Origin of the sequence: Pseudomonas sp. PLMAX (assembly GCF_046042685.1) — a bacterium.
Classification (GTDB): Bacteria; Pseudomonadota; Gammaproteobacteria; order Pseudomonadales; family Pseudomonadaceae; genus Aquipseudomonas; species Aquipseudomonas putida_AE.
Genome location: NZ_CP064949.1, coordinates 291591 through 317001 on the forward strand (window position 1 = coordinate 291591; position 25411 = coordinate 317001).

The following is a 25411-nucleotide window of genomic DNA, read 5'->3' on the forward strand; positions in this document are numbered from 1 at the left end:
ACTTAAATGCCTTCTTCCGTTCTTGCCGGTATGACCCTTCTCGTACTCGGTGAAAGTCACATGAGCCTGGCGGACCACCTTATGGAACCGCTGCAAGCCAACCTGACCCAGCAGGGCGCAATCGTACATTCGATCGGCGCGTGCGGCGCCAGTGCCGGCGACTGGCTGATCACCAAGAAAGTCGATTGTGGCGCCGAGCAGAAAGGCGACGGCAAGATCGTCATCAAGGGGCGCGAAGCCACCACCACGCCGATCAAGGACCTGATCGCCGCCGACAAGCCTGACCTCGTCGTGCTGGTCATCGGCGATACCATGGCTTCCTACGATAAACCGGTATTCCCGAAAGCCTGGGCCTGGCAGAACGTGACCGCCCTGGCCAAGGAGATCACCGCCAACGGTGCCAAGTGCGCGTGGGTCGGCCCGGCGTGGGGCAAGGAGGGCGGGATGTACAAGAAGAACGATACGCGTACCAAGCTGATGTCGGCGTTCCTGGCGAGCAACGTGGCGCCTTGCACCTACATCGACTCGCTAACGCTCTCCAAGCCAGGTGAGTGGGTGACCACCGACGGCCAGCATTTCACCGTGGCCGGATACAAGTCCTGGGCCAACGCCATCGGTGGCGCACTGGCAAAACTGCCGGCCGATGCGGTCAGCAACAAGGGAGCCAAGCAGTGATGCGTGCCCTGTCTGCGGTATGCGCCCTGGCGGCGCTGGTTTGCAGCGCCAACGCCGTGGCGGCAGAGTTCGCCCTGTACCCCACCGGCCCCAGCGAAGACGCGGCGTTCATCCGTTTCGTCAACGCCGGCAACGCGCCGCTGGATGTGATCGCCCAGGCCGGCCAGCCGCCGATGCGCCTGGAAGCGGCGCAAGCGGTGTCGCTGTTTTTCCCGGTACAGGCGAGCAGCCCGGTCAAGGGCACCCTGGTCAGCGGCGCTCAGAAACTGGCCATGGACCTGAAAATCGAACCCGGCGAATTTGTCACCGTAGTTGCGCTGCCCGACGGCGCCGACATCAAGCAGGTCGCCGTGCGCGAGCAGCCTGACGACTTCAACGGCTTGAAAGCGTCGTTGGCGTTCTTCAACGTCGACGCCGCTTGTGCCGATGCCAGCCTGCGTCCTGCGGGGCGTAGCGCCGACCTGTTCAAGGCGGTGCCGCTCGACAGCCTGCAGCGTCGTTCGATCAACCCGGTGAGCCTGTCGGTGCAGCTGGTCTGTGCGAACGCCAATGTCGGTGCGCCGCTGGACCTGGGCGAACTGAAGGCGGGTGAGCGTTACAGCGTGCTGCTGGTGCCGTCGGCCAACGGCCCGCGTTTATTGAACGCCACGGACACCTTGTCCCACTGATCGGATTTTGCCGCTGCCATGGTCTTCGCCTCACTCGAGTTCCTGACGCTGTTCCTGCCGGCCTTTCTGCTGGTGTATGCCCTGGCCAGACCGGCCTGGCGCAACGTCATCCTGCTGATCGGCAGCTGGCTGTTCTATGGCTGGCTGAGCCCGCTGTTCCTGAGCTTGCACGTGGTGTTGACCATCGTCGCCTGGGTTGGCGGCCTGCTGGTGGACCGTGCACGCGAGGGTTCCAAGGGGCGAGTGAGGTTGTTGATTGCGTTGATCGTGTTCAACACGGCGGTGCTGTGCTGGTACAAGTACGCCAACATCCTGGCCCTGACCTGGAATGACCTGATCACTTACTACGGCGCCATGCCGCTGGAGTGGCAACGAGTGGCGTTGCCGGCGGGGTTGTCGTTCATCGTGTTGCAAGCGATCTCCTACCTGGTGGACGTGCACCGCCACACGGTGCCGGTGGAGCGCAGCTTCATCAATTACGCGACCTACATTTCGATGTTCGGCCACTCGATTGCCGGGCCGATCATTCGTTATGACTGGGTGCGCCGCGAGCTGACCCAGCGATATTTCAATTGGCAGAATTTCTCCCTGGGCGCGCGCCGTTTCATGATCGGCATGTGCATGAAGGTGCTGGTGGCGGACACCCTGTCGCCGCTGGTGGACGTGGCGTTCCATCTGGAAAACCCGTCCTTCGTCGACGCCTGGATCGGCTGCCTGGCTTACTCGCTGCAACTGTTTTTCGACTTCGCCGGCTACAGCGCCATGGCTATAGGCCTGGGCCTGATGCTGGGCTTTCACTTTCCGGAAAACTTCAACCGGCCGTACCTGGCCAGCAGCATCCAGGACTTCTGGCGGCGCTGGCACTTGTCGCTGTCGAGTTGGCTGCGCGACTACCTGTACATCGCCCTTGGCGGTAATCGCAACGGCGCGTGGAAGACCTATCGCAACCTGTTCCTGACCATGGCCATCGCCGGTCTGTGGCACGGCGGTGACAGCTGGAACTACCTGTTGTGGGGCTCGGCGCACGGCATTGCCTTGTGCGTCGATCGCTTGTGGTCGCGCTCCAGCCTGCCGAGCATTCCGCCGCTGCTGTCGCACACATTGACGCTGCTGTTCGTGTTCCTGGCCTGGACCTTGTTCCGCGCTCCGGATTTCCATTCGGCATTGACGATGTATGCCGGACAGTTCGGCCTGCACGGGTTCGCATTGGGTGATGCGCTGGCGGTGACCTTGCGTCCGGTCCACGGCATCGCGGCGCTGCTCGGTGTGCTGTACATCGTTGCACCGGTGCTGCAAAGCCGCTTTGAGCAGCGCTTTGTCGGCCATGCGTTGTTTGCACCGATGCTGGGTTTCCTGCTCGCGTTCGCGTTGGTCGCGAGCCGTGAGTCTGTGCCCTTCCTGTACTTCCAGTTCTGATGACCGCGCCCATGACTTCCTTGTCCAACATCCCGGCCCAATCCAGCGCAGTGACCGCCCCTGTCAGCAAGGCATCGGGTGTCTTTTTCGTGGCTTTCCTGGCGCTGGGATTCGTCTCCTGCACCTGGCTGCTGTTGAGCGGCAAAGTCGAGATGCTGCCGCCCAGGTTGACGCTCGATGAGGCGCTGCACGGCGAGGTCACCCACAAGGTCGCCAAGCAGCTGTCGAAGGCTGCCGTGCCGGAACAGGCCGCGGACCTGGAACGTGGCGCCAGTTGGCTGTTGCTCGGCGATACCGGCCCGCGTGTGCGTTCCGGCTGCCCGGGCTGGCTGTTCCTGACCGACGAGATGCGCATCAATCGTCACGCTCAAGCCAACGCCGAGACCAAGGCGGGTGTGGTGCGAGAAGTCCAGAAACGCCTGGCCAGTCGTGGCATCAAGCTGCTGGTGGCGGTGGTGCCGGACAAGAGCCGCATCGCCAGTGCGCAACTGTGCGACCTGCGCCGACCGCTGCAGTTGCAGCAGCGTGCGGTGGCGTGGGTCGATGGCTTGAACAAGGCCGGCGTCGCCGCGATCGATCTCGCCCCGAACTTGCAACCCCTGGGTGCCGACGCCTACCTGCGCACCGATACCCACTGGAGCGAAACCGGTTCCGCGGCGGCGGCCAGGGCGGTGGCCAGGCAGGTACAATCCCTGGGCATCAGTGCCACGCCACACAAAGAATTCGAGGTGAAGGTCCAGGACCCGGCTCGCCGTCCTGGCGACCTGGTACGGTTGGCCGGGCTCGAGTGGCTGCCGGTGACCTGGCAACCGCAGCCGGAAACTGTCGCTGCCACCCAGATCTCCGAGAAAGCTGGCGATGCGCAAAGCGGCGGAGGCGATAATCTCGATGACCTGTTCGGCGATGACAATTTGCCGAACGTGGCGTTGATCGGTACTTCGTTCTCGCGCAATTCCAACTTCACCGGTTTCCTGCAACAGGCACTGGGCGCGCCGATTGGTAACTTTGCCAAGGACGGAGGTGAGTTCGCAGGTGGCGCCAATGGTTATTTCGATAATCCGGCGTTCAAACAGACTCCGCCGAAGCTGGTGATCTGGGAGATTCCCGAGCGGGATTTGCAGACGCCTTACAGTGAAGTCATCGACTGGGCCAAATAAACCGGTGAGGCTGATGGCCTCATCGCTGGCAAGCCAGCTCCTACAGGGATTATGGCTCAGCGGGAAAAGCCATATAGTTATTCTTTAACGGTATTTAAATTAGTCTTCTTATATCTATAAAGTTAATTCCCTGCGTACCTGCCGACCAATCGGCGCGCCGCACGACACGAACCAACACGACATCCGTGAGTTTCTGATCGACGCGCGCGCCCTTGAGCGTGCCGTGCGTGGGAGTGATTTATGTCTGCAGCTTCAGCATCGCCAAGCATCGCGCCACAATTCTTCGAAATCCGCCCGTTCAGCGGCGCGGTGGGTGCCGAAATCATCGGTCTCGATTTGTCCCGCCCGGTCAACGAGCAGGACTTCGCACGCATTCACCGTGCGCACCTGGATCATCACGTGGTGGTGTTCCGCGACCAACGCATTACCCCCGAGCAGCAAATCGATTTCAGCCGCCGTTTTGGCGTGTTGCAGATCCATGTGCTCAAGCAATTCCTGCTGGCCGGGCACCCGGAAATCCTCATCGTTTCCAATATCATCGAGAACGGCCAATCCATCGGCCTGGGAGATGCCGGCAAGTTCTGGCACTCCGATCTTTCCTATAAGGAACTGCCAAGCCTGGGCTCGATGCTGCATGCCCAGGAACTGCCGTCCGAAGGCGGCGACACCCTGTTCGCCGACATGCACAAAGCCTGGGACAACCTGCCCGAGGCGCTGCGCAAGGCCGTCGAAGGGCGCTCGGCCGCGCACTCCTACACGGCGCGCTACAGCGAGACCAAATTCGAAGGCAACTGGCGCCCGACCCTGACCCCTGAACAACTGGCGCAAGTCGCCGAAGTCATCCACCCGGTCGTGCGCACCCACCCGGAAAACGGCCGCAAGGCGTTGTTCGTCAGCGAGGGTTTCACCACCCGCATCGTTGGCTTGCCGGAAGACGAGAGCAAGCAATTGCTCGACGAGCTCTACGCCCACAGCGTGTTGCCGCAAAACATCTACCGCCATCAGTGGCAGCCCCATGACCTGGTGTTCTGGGACAACCGTTCGCTGATCCACCTCGCCGCCGGATGTCCCAGCCATCTGCGCCGCAAGTTGTATCGCACCACCATCCAGGGCGACGCGCCTTTCTGATTTGCCGGAGATTTGACCATGTCCAAACGTCTACCCTTTGCACCGCTGGCCACGGCCCTCGGCCTGGGTTTCAGCCTGATCGCCGGCAGCCTGGTGGCACCGACCGTGGCCCACGCCGAAGGTGAAATCCGCATCGCCGAACAATTCGGCATCGTCTACCTGCTGCTCAACGTGGTGCGCGACCAGAACCTGATCGAGAAGTACGGCAAGCAGGAAGGCATCGACATCAAGGTCGACTGGACCCAGCTCTCCGGTGGCGCGGCGGTCAACGATGCGCTGCTCTCCGGCTCGATCGACATTGCCGGTGCCGGCGTCGGTCCGCTGCTGACCATCTGGGACCGCACCCACGGCAAGCAGAACGTCAAGGCCGTGGCCTCCCTGGGCAACTTCCCGTACTACCTGGTGAGCAACAATCCCAAGGTCAAGACCATCGCCGATTTCACCGAGAAGGACCGCATTGCGGTGCCGGCCGTGGGCGTGTCGGTGCAGTCGCGCTTCCTGCAATACGCGGCCGCCAAGCAGTGGGGTGACAAGGAATTCAATCGCCTCGACAAGTACACCATCGCCGTCCCTCACCCTGATGCCACGGCCGCATTGATCGCCGGCGGCACCGAGTTGAGCGGGCACTTCTCCAACCCGCCGTTCCAGGATCAGGCGCTGACCAACCCGAACGTGCACGTGGTGCTCAACACCTATGACCTGCTCGGCCCGAACTCGCCGACGGTGCTGTTTGCCACCGAGAAATTCCGTGAGGAAAACCCGAAGACCTACAAGGCCTTCATCGATGCGCTGACCGAAGCCGCGCAATTCGCGCAAAACGATAAAGGCGCTGCGGCGGACACTTTCATCCGCGTCACCAAGGCCAAGATCGACCGCGCCGAACTGCTGAAAATCATCGACAACCCGCAGTTCGAATTCAGCGTCACGCCGAAAAATACCTACCCGCTGGCCGAGTTCCTCTACCGTGTGGGCGCGATCAAAAACAAACCGGATTCGTGGAAGGACTACTTTTTCCAGGATGCCAAACCGCTGCAAGGGAGCTGACCGACATGAACGCCCCCTTGCAAGGCCACACGGTCAGCAAACCGATCGCCGCAGCCCAGGCGCTGTTGTCGGTCGATAACGTCAGCCTGGAGTACCGCACGCCCCAGCGGGTCGTGCGGGCCACCCACCAGGTCAGCTTCGAGGTCGATCCGGCGGACCGTTTTGTCCTGCTCGGGCCGTCCGGTTGCGGCAAGTCGACATTGCTCAAGGCCGCTGCGGGATTCATCCAGCCAGTCGAAGGCGAGATCCGCCTTCAGGGTCAGCGCGTCGATGCGCCGGGGCCGGACCGCATTGTCGTGTTCCAGGAATTCGATCAACTGCCGCCGTGGAAAACCGTCAAACAGAACGTGATGTTTCCGCTGCTGGCCTCGAAAACCCTCAAGCGTAAAGAGGCCGAAGAGCGGGCGCTGCACTACCTGGAAAAGGTCGGCCTGGCGGCATTTGCCGACGCCTATCCCCATACCCTGTCGGGCGGCATGAAGGCGCGCGTTGCCATCGCCCGGGCGCTGGCGATGCAGCCGAAAATCCTCCTGATGGACGAACCCTTCGCCGCGCTCGACGCCCTGACCCGACGCAAGATGCAGGAAGAATTGCTGCTGCTCTGGGAGGAGGTGCGCTTCACGCTGCTGTTCGTCACTCACTCCATCGAAGAGGCGTTGGTGGTGGGCAACCGCATCCTGTTGCTTTCGCCACATCCGGGTCGGGTGCGGGCGGAAGTCCACAGTCATCAATACGATCTACACAGCCTTGGCGGCGTGGCTTTTCAGGAATCTGCGCGGCGCATTCACAGGTTGTTGTTCGATGAAGGCCAGTCACCGGAGACCGAGCGCGAGCTGGATTTCGCTGACATCCGCATCGCTTATTGAGCCGTTTGAGAGGAGGGCCCGATGAGCCATTTATCATCTGCGCGTGAAGAATTCGAAACCGTTTTGCAGCCACTGACCAGCGTACCGCTGGAGCGTGAATTACCGCTCGGCCAACGCCTGTGGCAACAGGGCTGGCTGCGCAAAAGCCTAATCCTGATTCTGCTTGCCGTACTCTGGGAGGCCACTGCGCGTTACACGAACAACGACTTGCTGTTGCCGAGTTTTGTGCAGACCGCTCATGCGCTGTATGACGGCCTGCTCAGCGGTGAGTTGCTGGGCAAGGTGTGGATTTCCCTGGTGGTGCTGCTCAAGGGCTACCTGATCGGCATTGTCCTGGCGTTTGCCCTGACGACGCTGGCGGTATCGACCCAATTCGGTCGCGACCTGCTCAGCACCCTGACCTCGATGTTCAACCCATTGCCGGCGATTGCGCTGCTGCCGCTGGCGCTGCTGTGGTTTGGCCTTGGGCAGAACAGTCTGATCTTCGTGCTGGTGCATTCCGTGCTCTGGGCCCTGGCGCTCAATACTTACGCAGGCTTTCTCGGCGTTTCGGAAACCCTGCGCATGGCCGGACGCAACTACGGCCTCAAGGGCATGCGCTTCGTGCTGTTCATCCTGATTCCCGCGGCACTGCCGTCGATCCTCGCCGGGCTGAAAATCGGCTGGGCTTTTGCGTGGCGTACGTTGATCGCCGCCGAGTTGGTGTTTGGTGCGACCAGTGGCAAGGGTGGGTTGGGGTGGTACATCTTTCAGAATCGTAATGAGCTGTATACGGACAAAGTGTTTGCCGGGTTGGCGGTGGTGATTCTGATTGGGTTGCTGGTGGAGAATCTGGTGTTTGATTCGTTGGAAAGGGTGACGGTGAAGCGGTGGGGGATGCAGCGCTGATCTTTTGATCTGCTAGCATTGCGCCTGAATCAATCCTGATCAGGCACGAGTGCTCGCCATGCAACTACCGGATATGAACCTGTTGGTCGCCCTCGACGCCCTTCTCGACGAGGGCAGCGTGGTAGGCGCGGCGCGGCGGATGAACCTCAGCCCCGCAGCCATGAGTCGTACGTTGACGCGCATCCGCGAGGCCATTGGCGATCCGATACTGGTGCGTGCCGGCCGGGGGCTGGTGCCGACGCCGAAGGCGCAGGAATTGCGCGAACAGGTGCGCGATGTGGTGGAGCAGGCCGCGCAGTTGTTCCACTCGGCCAGGGTGGTGGATCTGGGCAGTTTGCGGCGGCGCTTCAGTATCCGCGCCAATGACTTTTTCATCGGCATCTACGGCGGCAAGCTGTTCGATACCGTGGAGCGTCAGGCCCCGCATTGCGAATTGCGTTTTGCGCCAGAGGGCGATGGCGATGATGAGGCCTTGCGCGAGGGGCGCATCGATCTGAGCGTCAGCAACAACCGGCCGTTGATGCCGGAAGTGAAGGTGCAGAACCTGTTTTCCACGCAGTTTGTCGGCCTGGTGCGCGAGGACCATCCATTGCTCGATGAGGAGATTACTGCCGAGCGTTTTGCAGGGTTTCCCCACATCAGTATGTCCCGCCGCGGTATCGCTCGAGGGCCGATCGATGCGGCACTCAACGCCCTGGGCCTGGAGCGCCGGGTAGCGGTGATCGCCCCGAGTTTCCACGCGGCGATGTTCGCCTTGCCCGATTCCGACCTGATTCTGCCGGTGCCCAGGGAGACGTTATTGAGCGTCCGTCGACTGGGGCTGAAGTTGCGCTCGTTCACCCTGCCAATCCCGTTGCCCACCATCGTGCTCAACCAGGCCTGGCATCCTCGTTTCGACAATGACCCGGCTCACCGTTGGCTGCGCGAAACCCTGAAAACCTGCTGTGACGAGACGTGGCTGGCGGCGCAACCGGTCCTGTAGGAGCGAGCTTGCTCGCGATAGCGGTGGGTCAGACGACTTCATTGTTGTCTGACACGCCCTCTTCGCGAGCAAGCCCGCTCCCACAGGTTATTTATCGTTGCGTCTAGCGCACTTATAACCTGTCGATAAGTCAGTTTTCGTCAGGTCTCGACCTTTTTAGAATGCTCCGATGTTCAAATACCGGAGCTCGCTGTAATGACTTCCCTCACGGTCACGGCCCCTATCGCCGCGGCCAGCCCGACGGCCGCCGCGCCACAGGTTTTTGGTCCGCGGATCATCATCGGCCTGGTGGGCGTATTGCTCGCCGTGCTGGTGTCGGGCTTGAACGAAATGGTGACCAAGGTAGCCCTGGCCGACATCCGTGGAGCCTTGGCCATTGGTTACGACGAAGGCACCTGGCTGGTCGCCAGCTACGCCGCGACCTCGGTAGCCGCCATGGCCTTCGCGCCGTGGTGCGCGGTGACGCTTTCGCTGCGGCGCTTCACCCTGTGTGCCATCGGTGCCTTCACCCTGCTGGGCGTGTTGTGCCCGTTGGCGCCGAACTACGAAAGCCTGTTGGTCCTGCGTACGCTGCAAGGCCTTGCCGGTGGCGCGCTGCCGCCGATGCTGATGACCGTCGCCCTGCGTTTTCTGCCAGCCAACGTCAAGCTGTACGGACTGGCCGGTTATGCCCTCACTGCCACCTTCGGACCCGGACTGGGCACGCCGCTGGCCGGGCTATGGAGCGAGTACGTCGGCTGGCAGTGGACCTTTTGGCAGATCGTCGCGCCGTGCCTGATCGCCATGGTTGCCGTGGCCTATGGCATCCCCCAGGACCCGCTGCGCCTGGAGCGCTTCAAGCAGTTCAACTGGCGTGGTCTGCTCCTGGGTTTTCCGGCGATCTGCATGCTGGTGATCGGCCTCCTGCAGGGCAATCGGCTGGACTGGTTCGAGTCGAGCCTGATCTGCGGATTGCTGGTGGTCGGTACGCTGTTGCTGGTGGCGTTTCTGATCAACGAGTGGTCGCAGCCAATTCCGTTTTTCAAACTGCAGATGCTCGGCATCCGCAACCTGTCGTTCGCCCTGATCACCCTGGCCGGCGTGCTGGTGGTGTTGCTGGCGGTGGTGATCATTCCGTCCAGCTATCTGGCGCAGGTCCAGGGTTATCGCCCGGTGCAGACCGCGCCCATCACCCTGTTGGCAGCGCTTCCGCAGTTGATCGCGCTGCCGTTGGTGGCGGCGCTGTGCAACCTGCGCTGGGTCGATTGCCGCTGGGTGCTGGGGATCGGCCTGAGCATGCTGGTGTTGTCCTGCATCGGCGGTTCGCAGCTGACCTCGGTGTGGATTCGCGACGAATTCTATGCCCTGCAACTGCTACAGATCTTCGGCCAACCGATGTCGGTGCTGCCATTGCTGATGCTCTCGACCGGCAGCATCAGTCCCATGGACGGCCCCTTCGCGTCGTCCTGGTTCAACACCGTCAAAGGCCTGGCGGCGGTGATCGCCACCGGCGTGCTGGAAACCCTGACCACGCATCGCCTGCACTTTCACTCGACCATGCTGGTGGACCGCCTCGGTAATTCGCCCCTGGTCGACAGCGACACCCCGGGCCTTGCCCACCGCCTGCATGAGCAGGCCGTGGTGCTGGCCGCCGCGGATCTTTACCTGTGCATGGCTGGCGTCGCAGTGGCGCTGATCCTGCTGATTTTCTGGCTGCCGACGCGGATCTATCCGCCCCGTGCGCCGACTTGAACGCATCACTGAAACAGAAGGTTTTCATGACGACTCAATCCAAGCAAAAAGTAGCCGTTGGCGTCTGCGTCGTGATCGCGACGGGCGTCCTGATTTATCTGCTGGCGCCCGGCCTGTTCGGCCAGCGCACGCAGCAGAGCACCAATGATGCCTATGTCTCGGCCGACTACACGCTGGTGGTGCCCCGCGTTGCCGGGTTCATCAAGCAAGTGCTGGTGGAAGACAACCAACAGGTCAAGGCCGGGCAGTTGCTGGCGCTGATCGATGACCGCGACCTGCGCGCCGCCGCCGAAGCGGCCGCCGCCGAAGCCGTGATGGCCCAGGCACAACTGGAAAATGCCCGGGCGACGCTTGAGCGTCAGGCTTCGGTGATCGCCCAGGCGCAGGCACAGGTGGTGTCCGCCAAGGCGGAAATGGCCTTCGCGCAACATGAACTGGACCGTTACAACCACCTGGCCGGGGTCGGGGCCGGCACGGTGCAGAACGCTCAACAAGCGCGCACGCGGATCGACCAGGCCGGTGCCCGGTTGACCAATGTCACGGCGGTGCTGGCGGCGGAGCGCAAGCAGGTGGACATACTCACCGCCCAACGTGATGGGGCGGAGGGTGGTTTGAAACGGGCGCAGGCCAAGCTTGAAATCGCCAGTTACGAGCTGTCTTACACACGGATCACCGCGCCGCAGGACGGCATGGTCGGTGAGCGCGCGGTGCGGGTCGGCGCCTATGTCACGCCAGGCAGCAAACTGCTCGCGGTGGTACCGCTGGCGCAGGCCTACGTGGTGGCCAATTTCCAGGAAACCCAACTGACGAATGTGCAACCGGGGCAGGACGTGCAGGTGCATGTCGACACCTTTGGCGGCGCAACCTTGAACGGGCGGGTCGAGAGCATCGCACCGGCTACCGGGGTGACTTTTGCTTCGGTCAAACCGGATAACGCCACTGGCAACTTCACCAAGGTAGTGCAGCGGATTCCGGTGAAGATCGTGCTGGAGCCGGGACAGGCCCTGGCTGCGCAGTTGCGGGTGGGGATGTCGGTGGAGGCGAGTATCGATACGGCCAGCGTCAAGGCTAATGAGGTTGTTCAGCGATGAAGATGTTCGTTGAATGTGCCGACGATTCGACTTGCTCGCGAAGAGGTCATCCGTCTCGACTTACCTTTTGCGCCTTGCTCGTGATCAGTCTCTCAGCCTGCACCGTCGGCCCTGACTTCCAAAAACCACAGGCGCAGCAAGTCACCGATTGGTCGAAACCATCAAAAGTTGCCGCCAGCCAAGCCACCGCCGAAACGATGAACGAACGCTGGTGGCAAGTGTTCAACGATCCGAAACTCTCGGCCCTCACTCAGCGCGCCCTGACCGACAACCTCGACCTGAAGCTCGCCAGCAGCCGCTTGCAGCAAAGCCGTGCGGTGCGCCAGGTGGTGACGGCCGATCGTTATCCCACCAGCGCCGTCGGCGGCAGTTACGCCCGTAAACGCAACAGCGGCGAAGGCCTGAGCGACCCGTCTGGACATGACGGCAACTCCGCGTTCAACCTGTGGGATGCGGGGTTCTCCGCCTCCTGGGAGCTGGATTTCTGGGGCAGGGTACGTCGCGAAACCGAAGCCGCCGATGCCACCCTGGAAGTGGCGGAAAACGACCGTCGCGGCGTGCTGTTGTCGCTGCTGGCCGAAACCGCCCAGGACTACATTCAACTGCGCGGTGTGCAGAATACCCGCGCCGTCAACGAACAGAACCTCGACGTCGCCCGCCATAGCCTGAAGCTGTCGCAACTGCGCCTGGCCGACGGCGTCGCAACTGACCTCGATGTCGCCGAAGCGGCCGCCCAGGTCGCGACCATCGAATCGCGCCTGCCAGCACTGGAGCAACGCCAGGCCCAACTGATCAACGCCCTGAGCCTGTTGATGGGCGAACCGCCCCAAGCGCTGGCGGCCGAGTTATCCGCCGACGCGCCGGTGCCGCAAACCCCGCGCCAGGTCGCCATCGGCCTGCCGTCGCAACTGGCCGAGCGCCGCCCGGATATCCGCCAGGCCGAAGCCCGCCTGCATGCCGCGACCGCGAGCATCGGCGTTGCCAAGGGTGATTTCTACCCGCGCATTACTCTGTCAGGCAGTGTCGGTTCGCAAGCGATGCAACTGAGCGATTTCGGTTCCTGGGGTTCACGCACCTTCGGCATCGGCCCGCAGTTCAGCCTGCCGCTATTCGACGGCGGCCGTCTGCGCGGCGTGCTGGATTTACGCGAGGCCCAGCAACAGGAAGCAGCCATCGCTTACCAGCAAACCGTGTTGCGCGCCTGGCATGAAATCGACGACCAATTGAGCGCCTTCAACGCCAGCCAACTGCGCCGCGACAGCCTCGCCGAAGCGGTGCGCCAGAACCGGATCGCCCTGCAAACCGCGCAACGGCAATACGTCGAGGGCGTGGTGGACTTCGTCAACGTACTCACCGTGCAAGGCGCCTTGCTGGCGACTCAGGAGCAGTGGGTGGAGAGCTCCACCGGTGTTTCGCTGGCGGCGGTCGGGTTGTACAAGGCGCTGGGTGGCGGGTGGGAATCGGTTTATCCGCTGGCGGCGCAACGCTGAGTCAGGGTTTGGCCGACAGATCCGCCATGCCCTTGAGCAATTCGATCGGCAACGGAAAGACGATGGTCGAGCTCTTGTCCCCGGCGATCGAGCTCAGCGTCTGCATGTAGCGCAGCTGCATGGCGCCGGGCTGGCGGCCGAGCATTTCGGCGGCCTGCATGAGTTTTTCCGAAGCCTGCAATTCGCCTTCAGCGTGGATCACTTTGGCCCGGCGTTCGCGCTCCGCCTCTGCCTGTCTGGCGATGGCGCGGATCATCGATTCGTTGAGGTCGACGTGCTTGATTTCGACGTTGGCCACCTTGATGCCCCAGGCGTCGGTCTGGGCGTCGAGGACTTGCTGGATGTCGATGTTCAGCCGTTCGCGCTCGGCCAGCAGTTCATCAAGTTCGTGTTTGCCGAGCACCGCGCGCAAGGTGGTTTGCGCCAGTTGGCTGGTGGCCATGAGAAAATCTTCGACCTGAATGATCGCCTTCTGCGGATCGAGCACGCGGAAGTACAGCACGGCGTTGACCTTGACCGAGACGTTGTCGCGGGTGATCACATCCTGCGGCGGGACGTCGAGGACGATGGTGCGCAAGTCGACGCGGACCATTTGCTGGATCACCGGAATCAGCAGGATCAGGCCGGGGCCCTTGACCTGCCAGAAGCGTCCGAGCTGGAACACCACCCCGCGCTCGTACTCGCGCAGGATGCGGAACGTCGCCCCCGCCAGTGCGATCAGCAGTAGCAGCAGCGCGACAAAACCGATTTGCAGACCCATGACTAACCTCCAACCGTTACCGCGTCAGCCGCGGCCACTTCCAGCAACAATCCCTTGCGCGCCACCACCCGGACCTTTTGCCCGATCTGCAATGACTGGGTGCTCGCTACCTGCCAACGTTCGCCCTGCAAATGTACCCAGCCCAGGCAGGCATCGCCGGCCTGCAATGCCAGCACCGGGGTAACGCTGCCCAGCAGTCCGGCATCGCCGCTGACGGTATGACGCGGCCGGGTCTTCAGGGCGCGGATCAGCAGGAATATCAGCAACAGTGCGCTGATCAGGCCCAGGCCGATCATCAACGGCACGGGCAATTCGGCATTGGTCAGGATCACCGCGCCGATCACGAACATCACGATCCCGCCCAGACCGATCACGCCGTAGTTGGGCAGGGCCGCCTCGGCGATCAGGAACGCGATACCGAAGGTGATCAGCCAGATCCCCGCGGGGTTGGAAGCGGGCAGTCCGGCGGTGTCCGCGGCGATGGCGGATCCGCTTAATGCCAACAGCAATGCAACGGCACAACAGCGAGTGTTCACGTGACCCTCCGGGAGAGTCGCAGGTGGTTCTGTATACAGTCTAGTTGAGGCACTGATTGTATGAATTTTGCCCAGTTGTAAACCTGCCCGATGGGCGGATTTCCCGCTGGTTTGCCCCGGCGGGCCTAGACTTTTACTACGTACAAAAATGTTAACCATCGTCCGCCAGGCGTTATTGCGGACTCCGAGGTGCATCATGCGTATGGCAAGAACCGTGCAGAGAAGCCTGGACCAGGCTCAATGCGAATATGACATCGTCACCCATCCACACTCGGCCAGCAGCCTCGAAACCGCGCGGGTCGCGGGTATTCCCGCGGAACGGATGGCCAAGTCGGTGATCCTCGACGACCACCACGGGCATTACCTGATGGCCCTGCTGCCTGCCAGCCGTCACCTGGACTTGAGCAAAGTGCGCAGCACCGGTGAATGGCAGGTGTCCCGGGAAAGCAATCTGCCGCACCTGTTCGACGACTGCGAACGCGGCGCCGTGCCTGCCCTGGGCGAAGCCTATGGCCTGGACGTGGTCATCGACCCACTGCTGACCCGGCAGAAAGACATCTATCTGGAAGCCGGCAACCACATCAACCTGTTGCATATGGACATGCCGCAATTCCTGAAAATGGTGCCGCATGCGGAGGTGCGGGAGTTGAGTCATTGAATTTTGCGCAGTCAGTCACATCGCCTTCGCGGGCAAGCCACGCTCCTACAAGGTGACGCGTTCCCCTGTAGGAGCGAGCTTGCTCGCGATTGACCGCGCAGCGGTCACCTAAACCACCCAGGAGCCAGACATGGAAAACCCAACCCACAGCCTTCCCTCCCTGTTCAAACAACTCGGCCTTCCCGACGACGCCGAGAACATCGACAAATTCATCGCCACCCACTCACCGCTCAAACCGGACTTGCACCTGGCGGATGCTTTTTTCTGGAGCCCGAGCCAGGCGGATCTGTTGCGCAATGAAATCCTGGATGATGCCGATTGGGCGGAGGTGGTGGATCAGTTGAATGTGATGCTGAGAAAGGGGCGGGGGGTATAGGGATTCAATTCTCTGGCGGCCACTGTCGAGATGTGTGAACCAGGGCAAGTATCCAGATTGCATTCACCGCTTGCTCATAAACGATGCGATAGCTCTGATGTGGAATCAGCTCGCGAGTGCCTGCAATGATTCCCGCGGGGCCGCTTTCCGGGTATTGGGCTAGTTGGGACATCGCATCGCTGAAGCGGTTATCCATTTCGATGGCTGTTTTAGGGTTAACGGTGTGCAGGTAATCCCAGATGTCCGCACGATCCTGTGCTGCTTCTCGCGTCCAGATTATTTTCATTCTTGTATGGCTGCCCGTCCACGCCTGGAGGCGAATTCTGCTTCCACTTCATCGTTCGTCAGGCCGTCGCCTCTGCTCATCGAAACACGAGCGATGTCCACCTTGCGCTGCAGGAATGCTTCGTACTCACGGGAGTCTCGTTGCGTTTGAACAAACTGGCGCATCATTTCCCGAACGATTTGCGAGGCAGGGCGATGAGCGGCCTCTGCTTCGGCCATGAATTGTTCGCGCAACTCCGATTCGAGCTTCATTGTGAAAACGGCTTGCTTTGACATGGCTGTCTCCTTAAATATGTAATGAAAAAGTATATACGTTAGTAGTACTTTGTCTGACTCCATTTGGGCCGTCCTACGACAGATGGCAACCAATTTGTTTCAAAACTTGACTGAAAATCCCCTCCAATGGCATATTGATAGTTAGCAAACTAACAGTGTGTATTGACCCTCGTGCCGAATTCCCTCGACGCTCTCCAGATGAACATCAGCAGCACCATGGTGGTGGCCGCGCGGCATTGGCGCAAAATCTGCCAGGCCACGCTGGCCAACTATGGAATTTCTGAAGCCTGTGCCGTCCCGCTGCTGATGATCGGGCGCCTGGGGGAGGGTGTGCGGCAGGTGACAGTGGCGCAGGCGGCGGGAATGGAAAGCCCGTCCCTGGTGCGATTGCTTGATCAGCTGTGCCATGGCGGCTACGTCTGCCGCACCGAAGACGCCCAGGATCGTCGCGCCAAATGCCTGAGCCTCACCGATAGCGGTCGCATTCTGGTGCAAACCGTCGAGGTCGAACTGGTTCGATTGCGCAATGAGGTGCTCGAAGGTATCGATCCGCGAGATCTGGAAGCCACTCTACGGGTATTGAAGGCCTTTGAAGCGGCCGGGCAACCATCGGACGACAACCCTTGAACGGCTTTTTTTCCGGTTTCCCCCCAGCGCGGGACTGGTTCTACGGCGTACGCACCTTCGCGGCCTCGATGATCGCGCTGTATATCGCCCTGCTCATGCAAATGCCGCGTCCTTATTGGGCGATGGCCACGGTGTATATCGTTTCCAGCCCGTTTGTGGGGCCGACCAGCTCCAAGGCACTGTACCGTGCGGTCGGCACTTTTCTGGGTGCCGCTGCGGCTGTCCTGTTCGTGCCGATGTTCGTGCAGAGCCCTTATGTGCTGGTGGTGGTCATCGCGCTGTGGACCGGGACCCTGCTGTTCCTGTCCATGCATTTGCGCACCGCCAACAATTACGCCTTGATGCTGGCCGGCTACACCTTGCCGTTGATCGCCCTGCCGGTGGTGAATAACCCGTTGGCGGTGTGGGACGTGGCCGAAGCGCGCACCGAGGAAATTTTCCTGGGCATCGCCGTCGCCGCGGTGGTTGGCGCCATGTTCTGGCCGCGACGGTTGGCCCCGGTGTTCAACGACTCGGTGAGCAAATGGTTTGCCGACGCGTCGATCTACAGCGCGCGCTTTCTCGACCGCAATGTGCAGCCCGAGGAAGTCAGCGCGTTGCGCAGCTCGATGGTGGCCACGTTCAATACCCTTGAACTGATGATCGGCCAGTTGCCCCACGAAGGCGCGCGGCCACAAACGGTGCGCAACACCAAGGAGTTGCGCGGGCGGATGATTCACCTGTTGCCGGTGATCGATGCCCTCGACGATGCACTCTACGCGCTGGAAAGACGCACCCCCGAGCTGGTGGACAAGTTCGCGCCCTTGCTCGCCGCCGCCACCGAATGGCTCGAGCACCAGGACGCTGACATCGAGCGCTGGCAAGCCCTCAAAGACCAGCTCGAAGCACTGCAACCCAGCGCCGAAGTGCTGGATGATCGCAAGCAGCTGCTGTTCTCCAACGCCATTTATCGCCTCGGCGAATGGGTCGATCTGTGGCAGGACTGCCGCAGCCTGCAACACGCGATCGAGTGCGAAAGCCAGGACAGTTGGCGCGCGGTCTATCGGCATTGGCGCCTGGGGCGCCTGACCCCCTTCCTCGATCGTGGCCTGATGCTCTATTCCGCCGCCTCCACCGTCGTTGCGATCATTGTCGCCTCGGTGCTGTGGATTCTGCTGGGCTGGACCGACGGCGGCGCGGCGGTGATCCTGGCGGCCGTGGCGTGCAGCTTCTTTGCTTCGATGGACGACCCGGCACCGCAGATCTACCGGTTCTTTTTCTGGACGGCGATGTCGGTGGTGTTCGCCAGCCTCTACCTGTTTCTCGTCCTGCCCAACCTGCATGACTTCCCGATGCTGGTGCTGGCATTCGCCGTGCCGTTCATCTGCATCGGCACCCTGACGGTCAAGCCACAGTTTTATCTGGGCATGCTGCTGACGTTGGTCAACACCTCGTCGTTCATCAGTATCCAGGGCGCGTACGACGCGGACTTCCTCAGCTTCGCCAACTCCAACCTGGCAGGCCCCGTCGGCTTGCTGTTTGCATTCGTCTGGACCCTGATCGCCCGGCCATTCGGGGCCGAGCTGGCGGCCAAGCGCCTGACCCGTTTCGCCTGGCGCGACATTGTCAGCCTCACCGAGCCGGCCAGCCTGGCCGATCACCGGCGCCTGGGCGTGCAGGTACTGGATCGATTGATGCAACATTTGCCGCGGCTGGCCGTGACCGGCCAGGACACCGGCATCGCCTTGCGCGAAGTCAGGGTGGCACTGAACCTGCTGGACCTGCTGGCCTACACGCCGCGGGTTCAGGGTGCACCGCAGGCGTTGCTGCATCAGGTGGTGGCCGAGGTTGGCGAATACTTCACGGCCTGTCTCAAGGCCGGTGAACGCCTGCCGGCACCGAGCCCGTTACTGATGACCCTCGACCGCACCCGCCGAGCCTTGGCCAGCGCGCCGGATGAGCAAACCCGCCTGCACCTGCTGCACGCCCTCAGCGGCTTGCGCCTGGCGTTGTTGCCCGGCGTCGAATTCGTTGGTTCTGCCGAGTCTGAAGAACCGCTTCCCCACGGCATCGATGGAGCGCCTTTATGATCGGTGATCTGGATATCAGTGGGGTGTTCCTGCCCACGCTGCTGGTGCTGATGGGCATTACCTATGTGGTGTACCTGCTGGTACACGGGGTGCTGACGCGCCTGCACTTTTACCGTCTGGTCTGGCACCGGGCATTGTTCAACGTGGCCCTCTACGCCCTGCTGCTGGGCGCCGTGGACTCACTCAGCCGATACCTGATGACATGAAAAAACCGTTTTTAACCCTCGGCCGCGTGGTCCTGACGCTGCTGATCGTCACCTTCGCCGTGGTCGTGGTCTGGCGCATGGTGATGTACTACATGTTCGCGCCCTGGACTCGCGACGGACACATTCGTGCCGACATCGTGCAGATCGCGCCGGATGTGTCGGGGCTGATCCAACAAGTGCAGGTGCGCGACAACCAGTTGGTCAAGCGCGGCCAGGTGCTGTTCAGCATCGATCAGGACCGCTTCAAACTGGCCTTGCGCCAGGCGAAAGCGGCGGTCGCCGATCGCGAGGAAACCCTGGCCCAGGCCCAGCGCGAAGCCAAGCGTAACAGGGGGCTTGGCAATCTGGTGCCGGGCGAGCAACTGGAGGAAAGCCAGTCGCGGGTGGCCCGCGCCCAGGTGGCGTTGATGGAAGCCCAGGTCGCCGTCGACAGCGCGCAACTTAACCTTGATCGCTCGGTGATCCGCAGCCCCGTAGACGGCTACGTCAACGACCGCGCGCCGCGCACCCAGGAATTCGTCAGTGCCGGGCGGCCGGTGTTGTCGGTGGTGGATAGCAATTCTTTCCATATCGACGGCTATTTCGAAGAAACCAAGCTCAACGGCATCCACATCGGCCAAAGCGTCGACATCCGGGTGATCGGCGACAACGCGCGGCTGCGCGGCCATGTGGAAAGCATTGTGGCCGGCATCGAAGATCGCGACCGCACCAGTGGCAACAACCTGCTGCCCAACGTCAATCCGGCCTTCAGCTGGGTGCGGTTGGCCCAGCGGATTCCGGTGCGTATCGCGTTCGATGACGTCCCTGAGGATTTCCGCATGATCGCCGGGCGCACCGCCACGGTATCGATCATCGACGACCAGAAACGGGAGCCCGCGTTATGAGCAAGGCCTCGGGTTTGGCGATCGCCGGATTAGGCTTGCTGTTGTCGGCGTGTCAGGTGGTCGGTCCGGATTATCACTTGCCGGACGAAGCCGCCATCCATCGTGAAGACCTGCAGGGCGAACTGGCGGTGAACGGCAAGCCGGTGGTTTCGGCGCCGGTGCCTGGCGATTGGTGGCGCCTGTATCATGACCCGCGGCTTGACCAGTTGGTGCAGCAGGCCTTGGCCTCCAACACGGATCTGCGCGTAGCGGCCGCCAGCCTGCTGCGGGCGCGCGCTCAGGTCGACCAGGCCGAAGCAGCGGGCGGCTGGAGCGGTGGGGTGAAAATGGGCGCCCAGCGCTTGCAGGAGTCCGGTGAAGCGTTCCTGCTGCCGGAGAAGGTGCCGGTGGCCAACATCGGCGATATCGGCATCAGTGCGTCCTACCAATTCGACCTGTTCGGCACCTTGCAGCGCGGCATCGAAGCGGCCAAGGCCAATGCCGATGCGACCCAGGCGGCGGCCGATACGGCGCGCATCACCCTGGTGGCCGATGTGGTCCGGGCCTACACCCAGGTGTGCGCGGCCAACGAGGAACGGGAAATCGCCCAGCATTCCCTCGACCTGCAAGCCCAGAGCACCACACTCATCCAGCGATTGCGCGATGCCGGGCGTGGTGACGAAACCCAGGTCACCCGTTCGCAAACCCAATTCAAATCCTTGCGTGCCGACATGCCGCGCTATGAAGCGGCGCGGCAGGCCGGGCTGTTCCGCCTGTCGATGCTGCTGGCCAAACCGCTGGATCAACTACCGGCTGGCACCGACAGCTGCGCCGAACTGCCAAAAATCGCGCAATTGTTGCCGGTGGGTGATGGTGCATCGCTGCTCAAGCGCCGCCCCGACATCCGCCAGGCCGAACGTCGACTGGCGGCCGCGACCGCCGGTATCGGTATCGCTACTGGTGAGCTGTACCCGGACATCCGCATCGGCGCGACCATCGGCACGGTCGGTATCCTGGAAAACCTCGGCGAGCCGTCCACCAACCGCTGGGGTTTCGGTCCGTCGCTGACCTGGAACGTGCCGACCAACGACGCCCGGGCACGCATTCGCGAGGCTGAGGCGGTGACCCAGGCCACGCTTGCACACTTCGATGGCGTGGTGCTCAACGCGATTCGTGAAACCCAGACCGGTCTGGCCCAGTACTCCGCCTTGCTGCAACGCCGTGAGGCCCTGGCGGACGCCGAGCAGTCGGCGAAGCTGGCCGCAGACCAGACCCATCGCTTCTTCCAGGCCGGCCGTGCGTCGTTCCTGGCGGATCTGCAGGCGACCCGCACCTACACCGACGTCACCGCGCAACTGGCCGCCGCCAACACTCAGGTGGCCATCAGCCAGATCGATTTGTTCCTCGCCCTGGGCGGCGGTTGGGAAAGCGGACGAACGCAAGCGTCGAACTCCGGCAAACCCTGAGGCCGTTGCTATGCTTTGAAGTGTCGAAAGGGCGTTCGTGCAAAGCGCCCTCGATTCGCACAAGGCATGCGCAGGTCATGGGGAAACCAATAATGAAAAACCCTTATGCTCTCGGCTTCTGGTGCGCCGTTGTGGCGTTGGTGCTGCTCACGGCCACCTATTTCTACGGCATCATGCTGGCCCACCAGATCGACACGGCGCTGACGTTCCTCGACAGCGCCGCACTGTTGATTGCCGTAATGTCCATCGCGGTGGTGGCCTGGGCCTCGGTCCAGGGGCAACGAGTCAAGAAAAGACAGCTTGAACAAGGCAAGACCCTGGTGATGATCTGGGACACCAAGGTGGCGCTACGGCGTGTCGAATCAGTGTTCGATCGGTATTTCTGGGGCAGCTACTGGCAACCTGGCAGGACTTTCCAGGAAGTGATGGGGGAGCTCACGGGCACGCCGTTGGAAAAAAGCCTCGAGATCTTGAAAAAACAATGCCTGGAGCTGGACAAACAAGTGGCCGACGACGGTCGCCATTGGCTCAATAATGCCCGCGAGCTGGCTGACGTCGCCACGGCCATGGCCCGCGAGCGCTATCAACTGGACTTCTGCGACCCGCGCGAGGAAGTGACGGGTGGGGCGGTGATCAATCGGGATTTCGAGGTGCTGATCTATACATGGACGGCGCGGTTGAAAACCTTTGATCATCAGCTTGATGAGATTGAAGTGCAGTATTCCTGATTCAGTGTTGGCGGGACAGACGCCTTCGCTGGCAAGCCAGCTCCTACAGGTATTAAGTGATCCTTGTAGGAGCTGGCTTGCCAGCGAAGGCGATCTTGTGTTCGCCAAGACACTTTTTCACCGTTAACCATTGGGCTGCCCTGCATGCCTGATGCTAACCTGCACCCCACTTTCAGCGCAGTCGTGACCGCCACCCGTCAAGGGTTCAGGGAAGACGACCACACCTTCAACAACGGACATTGAACAGGTCATTCATGAATAAATCAGCAGGCGTGCTCCTGGGAATCGTTGTCGCCATTGGTGCAATCAGCGCCGGCGGCGCCTGGTTCACCGGCACCAAGATCGAAGGTGTGCTCAACACCTCCCTGGCGGATGCCAACAAGCAGTTGCAGGCCGCCATGGTCGGTTACAAAGGCACCGCCTCGCTGGAGCTGGTATCCCTGGAACGCCATGTCTTCAGCAGCACGGCGCATTATCGCCTCAAGGGAGAGGGCGAAATGTTCGGCGAGGCCCCGGTCGAATTGCTGTTTGTCGACCACATCGAACACGGCCCGCTGCCGTTCTCGCGCCTGGTATCGCTGAAGTGGTTGCCGGTCATGGCCACCAGTCACTATGAACTGGAAAAGACCCCGCTCACGGAAAAATGGTTCGCCGCCACCAAGGACGCTTCGCCGCTCAAGGGGGTGGTCAACATAGGCTACGACAATTCCACCAACGGCACGCTTGAATTGCTGCCGCTGGAAACTGCACTGGATGACAAGTCCAGCCTGAAGTTTTCCGGTCTGAAAGTTGACGTCGCGGCCAGCGCCCAGGCGCAGAAGGTCAAGGCCGACGGCTACATGGACAGCCTGAAGCTGACCACCGTCGCCGAAGACCAGACACCGGTGCAGGTCGAATTGAGTGGTCTGACCCTGGCCAGCAACCTGGCAAAAAGCACCTACGGTTATTACACCGGCGATAACACCGTCGAGCTGAGCAACAGCAAAACCACCTTCGGCCCCAAGCAGTCAGTGCTGGGTTTGAAGAATTTTGAAATGAAGAACCACACCGAGGAATCGGGTACCAGCGCTTCCGGGCGTGCCGATTACAAGATTGCCGAAGTGTCCCTGAACGGCAAGGCCGTGGGTTCGGCCCAGCTGGCCATGAGCCTGAAGAACCTCGACATCCCGGCGACGTTGTCGCTGATGCAGATCTACCAGACAAAATTGCAACCCTATGAGCAGGCCGCCGCCGAAGCTGCCGAGGCCGGTCAACCGGTTCCTGAGCTGAAGTTGACCGAAGCGGAAGAGGCGCAGCTTAAAACCGGTCTGGAACAATTGCTGGCGGCCGGCCCGCAGGTGGCCCTGGAGAACCTGTCGTTCAATACTGCCAATGGCGAAAGCCGCGCCAACCTGGTGCTGAACCTGACCAAGCCGCAGTCCATCGACTTGCCCGCCGACCAGTTGGTCCGCCAGATGATCGCGTTGCTGGACGTCAACCTGAAAGTGTCCAAGCCGATGCTCGTCGACATCCTCACCGTGCAGTCGCAAATCGACGGCCAGACCGACGCCAAGCTCGTTGCCGATCAGGCCACTGCCACCGCCGATATGTTCAGCAGCATGGCGGTCGGCTCGCAGCTGGCAAAACTGGACAACAACAACGTCGTCAGCAAACTGCATTACGCCAATAACCAGGTGGAATTCAACGGCCAGAAAATGACCGTCGAGGAGTTTGTCGGCTTCGTGATGAGCAAATTCGCTGGCCCAGGCGTAGCCCAGGAGCCATAAGAACCCTGTAGGAGCTGCCGAAGGCTGCGATCTTTTGATTTTGGTATCGCCGAAGATCAAAAGATCGCAGCCTTCGGCAGCTCCTACAGGTCCGATTCAACCGCGAATCAACCGCCACGCCTCGTCCACGGGCAACGGCTGCTTCATGCGTTCGGCGAGCATCGCCATCGTGCGCTCTTCCTCACAGGCCACCGCCGCCGTCACCACACCGTTTTTTCCAAACAGGCCGATAAAGGGCGGGTTGTTCGGATCACCCTTGAACTCGACTTCATCCCAGCCTTGCGCATGGCCGAGGTAGTCATAGTTCTTGCCAAAGTGCCAGGTCCAGAAGTACGGCACATCGAGGTAATGTTCATCACCACCGAGCATGTTCGCCGCCGCGATTCGCGCCTGTTGTTGCGCCAGACGCCAGTGTTCGATGCGTTGCGGCTGACCGTTGAGGGGGAAGGTAGCGATATCGCCAGCGGCCCATAGCCCGTCGGTCACGCGCATTCCGCCGTCAACCAGCAACGACTGATCCTTTTCCTTCGGTAGATCGGCAAACGCCACGGTCGCCGGGGTAACGCCAATCCCAACCAGCACCAGGTCTGCCGGTACACGCTGACCATTATCCAGCCGCACGGCTTCGACTCGCGTTGTTCCTTCGATCTGCACGGCTTCGCCCGCCGTTCGGTACACCACGCCGTTAGCCTCATGCAGGGCCAGGATCGCCTTGCCGACGCTGTCGCCGAACTGTTTGGCAAAAGGCACCGGTTGCCGGGCCAGGATCGTGACGTCCAGACCGTATTGACGCAGGGCTGAAGCGGATTCCATGGCGATGAAGCTGTCGCCGATGATCACTGCGCGCTGACCGGGTTTGGCGCTATCCAGGATCCGACGGGCATGGTCCCTGGAGCGTAATACGAAGACCTGCGGCAGATCGGCGCCGGGTAACTCCAGTGGCTTGGGAATGCCTCCTGTGGCCAGCAACGCAGCGTCATATTCGAGTGACTGGCCGTCGGCCAATTGCATTGCCCGGTTTTCAGCATCCAGGCTCGTTACTTGCGCGTTGATCCGCTCGATGCGTTGCTCGCCGTAGAACGCTTCATCGCGCAAGGCGGGGACTTCATCCGGTGGAGTCTGCCCGGCGATCACGAATTTGCTCAGCACCGTGCGGTCATAACCCGCCGTTTCGCGGTCGATCAGCAGCACCCGGCCACCAAATCCTTTTTCCCGCAGGGCCGATGCCGCCGCCGTGCCCGCGGCACCCGCACCTACAATCACAAAGACGCGTTCGTCATCGGCCGGTGGGGTGTGGGCGTCCTGCAGCGGTTGATCGCCCACCCAGACTTCGTCGTCACGCACTTCGAGAGGGTAACGCTTGAGGCTGTCCAGGGCGGGCGGCTCGCACAACCCGCCGTCCTCGATCCGAAACTGCGCCTTGTGCCACGGGCAAGTCAGCCGGCCATTACAGAATGCGCCTTCGGCCAGGGGCGCCCCGGCGTGCGGGCATTCGCCTTGATAGGCGCGTAATTGATCGCCGACTTTCAGCAGTAGGATCTTGCTGTCCTGAACGCTGACTTCCAGGCCACGGTCTTCGGGTATATCGGCGGCACGGGCAACGCGATGCAGGGTCATGATTGCTCTCCAGACCGGCGTTTCAATTAAGAGTCTGGCGCT

The 25411-nt window shown here is 61.6% G+C and carries 26 protein-coding genes; 21 read left to right on the forward strand and 5 right to left on the reverse strand.

The genetic code is table 11. From position 1 onward, the window contains the following. Positions 1-6: 6 nt before the first annotated feature. From DKB71_RS01340 to DKB71_RS01395, 12 genes are all read left to right on the forward strand, one after another. Complete coding sequence (locus tag DKB71_RS01340) at positions 7-675, forward strand: SGNH/GDSL hydrolase family protein (RefSeq protein ID WP_274075003.1); 669 nt, start codon at positions 7-9, stop codon at positions 673-675. After that, the gene (locus DKB71_RS01345) at positions 675-1343 is read left to right on the forward strand and encodes an alginate O-acetyltransferase AlgF (RefSeq protein WP_408599424.1); all 669 of its coding nucleotides are present in this window, start codon (positions 675-677) and stop codon (positions 1341-1343) included. Before DKB71_RS01340 ends, DKB71_RS01345 begins: the two co-directional genes overlap by 1 nt. Positions 1344-1361: 18 nt before the next feature. Continuing rightward, positions 1362-2759, forward strand: a complete 1398-nt coding sequence (locus tag DKB71_RS01350) for an MBOAT family O-acyltransferase (RefSeq protein ID WP_408599425.1) — start codon at positions 1362-1364, stop codon at positions 2757-2759. An 11-nt stretch (positions 2760-2770) separates the two neighbouring features. Further along, complete coding sequence (locus DKB71_RS01355; protein WP_408599426.1) at positions 2771-3916, forward strand: alginate O-acetyltransferase AlgX-related protein; 1146 nt, start codon at positions 2771-2773, stop codon at positions 3914-3916. A 240-nt stretch (positions 3917-4156) separates the two neighbouring features. After that, positions 4157-5044 carry a TauD/TfdA dioxygenase family protein gene (locus tag DKB71_RS01360; RefSeq protein ID WP_408599427.1) on the forward strand — a complete coding sequence of 296 codons (888 nt, stop codon included), beginning with the start codon at positions 4157-4159 and terminating at the stop codon, positions 5042-5044. 18 nt (positions 5045-5062) lie between these two features. Next, entirely contained in the window at positions 5063-6088 is a 1026-nt protein-coding gene (locus DKB71_RS01365; protein ID WP_408599428.1) for an ABC transporter substrate-binding protein, read from the forward strand. A gap of 5 nt (positions 6089-6093) precedes the next feature. Then, on the forward strand, positions 6094-6954 hold the full coding sequence (locus tag DKB71_RS01370; RefSeq protein ID WP_323608097.1) for an ABC transporter ATP-binding protein: 861 nt from the start codon (positions 6094-6096) through the stop codon (positions 6952-6954). A gap of 21 nt (positions 6955-6975) precedes the next feature. Continuing rightward, entirely contained in the window at positions 6976-7842 is an 867-nt protein-coding gene (locus DKB71_RS01375) for an ABC transporter permease (RefSeq protein WP_323608096.1), read from the forward strand. 58 nt (positions 7843-7900) lie between these two features. Then, entirely contained in the window at positions 7901-8824 is a 924-nt protein-coding gene (locus DKB71_RS01380; protein WP_408599429.1) for a LysR family transcriptional regulator, read from the forward strand. 195 nt (positions 8825-9019) lie between these two features. After that, positions 9020-10555, forward strand: coding sequence for an MFS transporter (locus DKB71_RS01385; protein ID WP_408599430.1), 1536 nt, complete (start codon positions 9020-9022; stop codon positions 10553-10555). A 26-nt stretch (positions 10556-10581) separates the two neighbouring features. Then, the gene (locus DKB71_RS01390; RefSeq protein ID WP_408599431.1) at positions 10582-11646 is read left to right on the forward strand and encodes an HlyD family secretion protein; all 1065 of its coding nucleotides are present in this window, start codon (positions 10582-10584) and stop codon (positions 11644-11646) included. Beyond that, complete coding sequence (locus DKB71_RS01395; RefSeq protein WP_408599432.1) at positions 11643-13136, forward strand: efflux transporter outer membrane subunit; 1494 nt, start codon at positions 11643-11645, stop codon at positions 13134-13136. Before DKB71_RS01390 ends, DKB71_RS01395 begins: the two co-directional genes overlap by 4 nt. Position 13137: 1 nt before the next feature. Here DKB71_RS01395 and DKB71_RS01400 read toward each other — a convergent pair whose 3' ends face one another. Both DKB71_RS01400 and DKB71_RS01405 read right to left on the reverse strand, forming a co-directional pair. Next, entirely contained in the window at positions 13138-13896 is a 759-nt protein-coding gene (locus DKB71_RS01400; protein WP_033042424.1) for a slipin family protein, read from the reverse strand. A gap of 2 nt (positions 13897-13898) precedes the next feature. Further along, positions 13899-14432 carry an NfeD family protein gene (locus tag DKB71_RS01405; protein WP_408599433.1) on the reverse strand — a complete coding sequence of 178 codons (534 nt, stop codon included), beginning with the start codon at positions 14430-14432 and terminating at the stop codon, positions 13899-13901. Between the two features lie 196 nt (positions 14433-14628). Here DKB71_RS01405 and DKB71_RS01410 point away from each other — a divergent pair, with 196 nt between their 5' ends. Together DKB71_RS01410 and DKB71_RS01415 are read left to right on the forward strand one after the other, a co-directional pair. Continuing rightward, positions 14629-15090, forward strand: coding sequence for an aminoacyl-tRNA deacylase (locus DKB71_RS01410; protein WP_408599434.1), 462 nt, complete (start codon positions 14629-14631; stop codon positions 15088-15090). Positions 15091-15220: 130 nt separating this feature from the next. Beyond that, on the forward strand, positions 15221-15466 hold the full coding sequence (locus DKB71_RS01415) for a DUF2789 domain-containing protein (RefSeq protein ID WP_274075020.1): 246 nt from the start codon (positions 15221-15223) through the stop codon (positions 15464-15466). Positions 15467-15470: 4 nt separating this feature from the next. Here DKB71_RS01415 and DKB71_RS01420 read toward each other — a convergent pair whose 3' ends face one another. Together DKB71_RS01420 and DKB71_RS01425 are read right to left on the reverse strand one after the other, a co-directional pair. Next, complete coding sequence (locus tag DKB71_RS01420; protein WP_408599435.1) at positions 15471-15752, reverse strand: type II toxin-antitoxin system RelE/ParE family toxin; 282 nt, start codon at positions 15750-15752, stop codon at positions 15471-15473. Next, positions 15749-16027 (reverse strand): antitoxin of toxin-antitoxin stability system, encoded by a 279-nt coding sequence (locus DKB71_RS01425; RefSeq protein WP_323626496.1) that lies wholly within the window; start codon positions 16025-16027, stop codon positions 15749-15751. Before DKB71_RS01425 ends, DKB71_RS01420 begins: the two co-directional genes overlap by 4 nt. Before the next feature lie 198 nt (positions 16028-16225). Here DKB71_RS01425 and DKB71_RS01430 point away from each other — a divergent pair, with 198 nt between their 5' ends. The 7 genes from DKB71_RS01430 to DKB71_RS01460 all read left to right on the forward strand — a co-directional run bounded on the left by DKB71_RS01430 (position 16226) and on the right by DKB71_RS01460 (position 23752). Further along, the gene (locus DKB71_RS01430) at positions 16226-16654 is read left to right on the forward strand and encodes a MarR family winged helix-turn-helix transcriptional regulator (RefSeq protein WP_274075021.1); all 429 of its coding nucleotides are present in this window, start codon (positions 16226-16228) and stop codon (positions 16652-16654) included. Further along, positions 16651-18723 (forward strand): FUSC family protein, encoded by a 2073-nt coding sequence (locus tag DKB71_RS01435; protein WP_408599436.1) that lies wholly within the window; start codon positions 16651-16653, stop codon positions 18721-18723. Before DKB71_RS01430 ends, DKB71_RS01435 begins: the two co-directional genes overlap by 4 nt. Continuing rightward, positions 18720-18929, forward strand: a complete 210-nt coding sequence (locus DKB71_RS01440) for a DUF1656 domain-containing protein (protein WP_093227920.1) — start codon at positions 18720-18722, stop codon at positions 18927-18929. Before DKB71_RS01435 ends, DKB71_RS01440 begins: the two co-directional genes overlap by 4 nt. Continuing rightward, complete coding sequence (locus DKB71_RS01445; RefSeq protein ID WP_408599437.1) at positions 18926-19813, forward strand: efflux RND transporter periplasmic adaptor subunit; 888 nt, start codon at positions 18926-18928, stop codon at positions 19811-19813. The genes DKB71_RS01440 and DKB71_RS01445 overlap by 4 nt, the downstream gene beginning before the upstream one ends. Continuing rightward, the gene (locus DKB71_RS01450) at positions 19810-21258 is read left to right on the forward strand and encodes an efflux transporter outer membrane subunit (RefSeq protein ID WP_408599438.1); all 1449 of its coding nucleotides are present in this window, start codon (positions 19810-19812) and stop codon (positions 21256-21258) included. Before DKB71_RS01445 ends, DKB71_RS01450 begins: the two co-directional genes overlap by 4 nt. Positions 21259-21350: 92 nt before the next feature. Then, on the forward strand, positions 21351-21986 hold the full coding sequence (locus DKB71_RS01455) for an NADH:ubiquinone oxidoreductase subunit N (RefSeq protein WP_408599439.1): 636 nt from the start codon (positions 21351-21353) through the stop codon (positions 21984-21986). Positions 21987-22240: 254 nt separating this feature from the next. Next, positions 22241-23752: a YdgA family protein gene (locus DKB71_RS01460; protein WP_408599440.1), complete on the forward strand. Its 1512-nt coding sequence runs from the start codon at positions 22241-22243 to the stop codon at positions 23750-23752. Positions 23753-23848: 96 nt separating this feature from the next. On the opposite strand, the gene DKB71_RS01465 is transcribed toward DKB71_RS01460, so the two are convergent. After that, positions 23849-25369 carry an FAD-dependent oxidoreductase gene (locus tag DKB71_RS01465; protein ID WP_408599441.1) on the reverse strand — a complete coding sequence of 507 codons (1521 nt, stop codon included), beginning with the start codon at positions 25367-25369 and terminating at the stop codon, positions 23849-23851. Positions 25370-25411 lie beyond the last annotated feature (42 nt).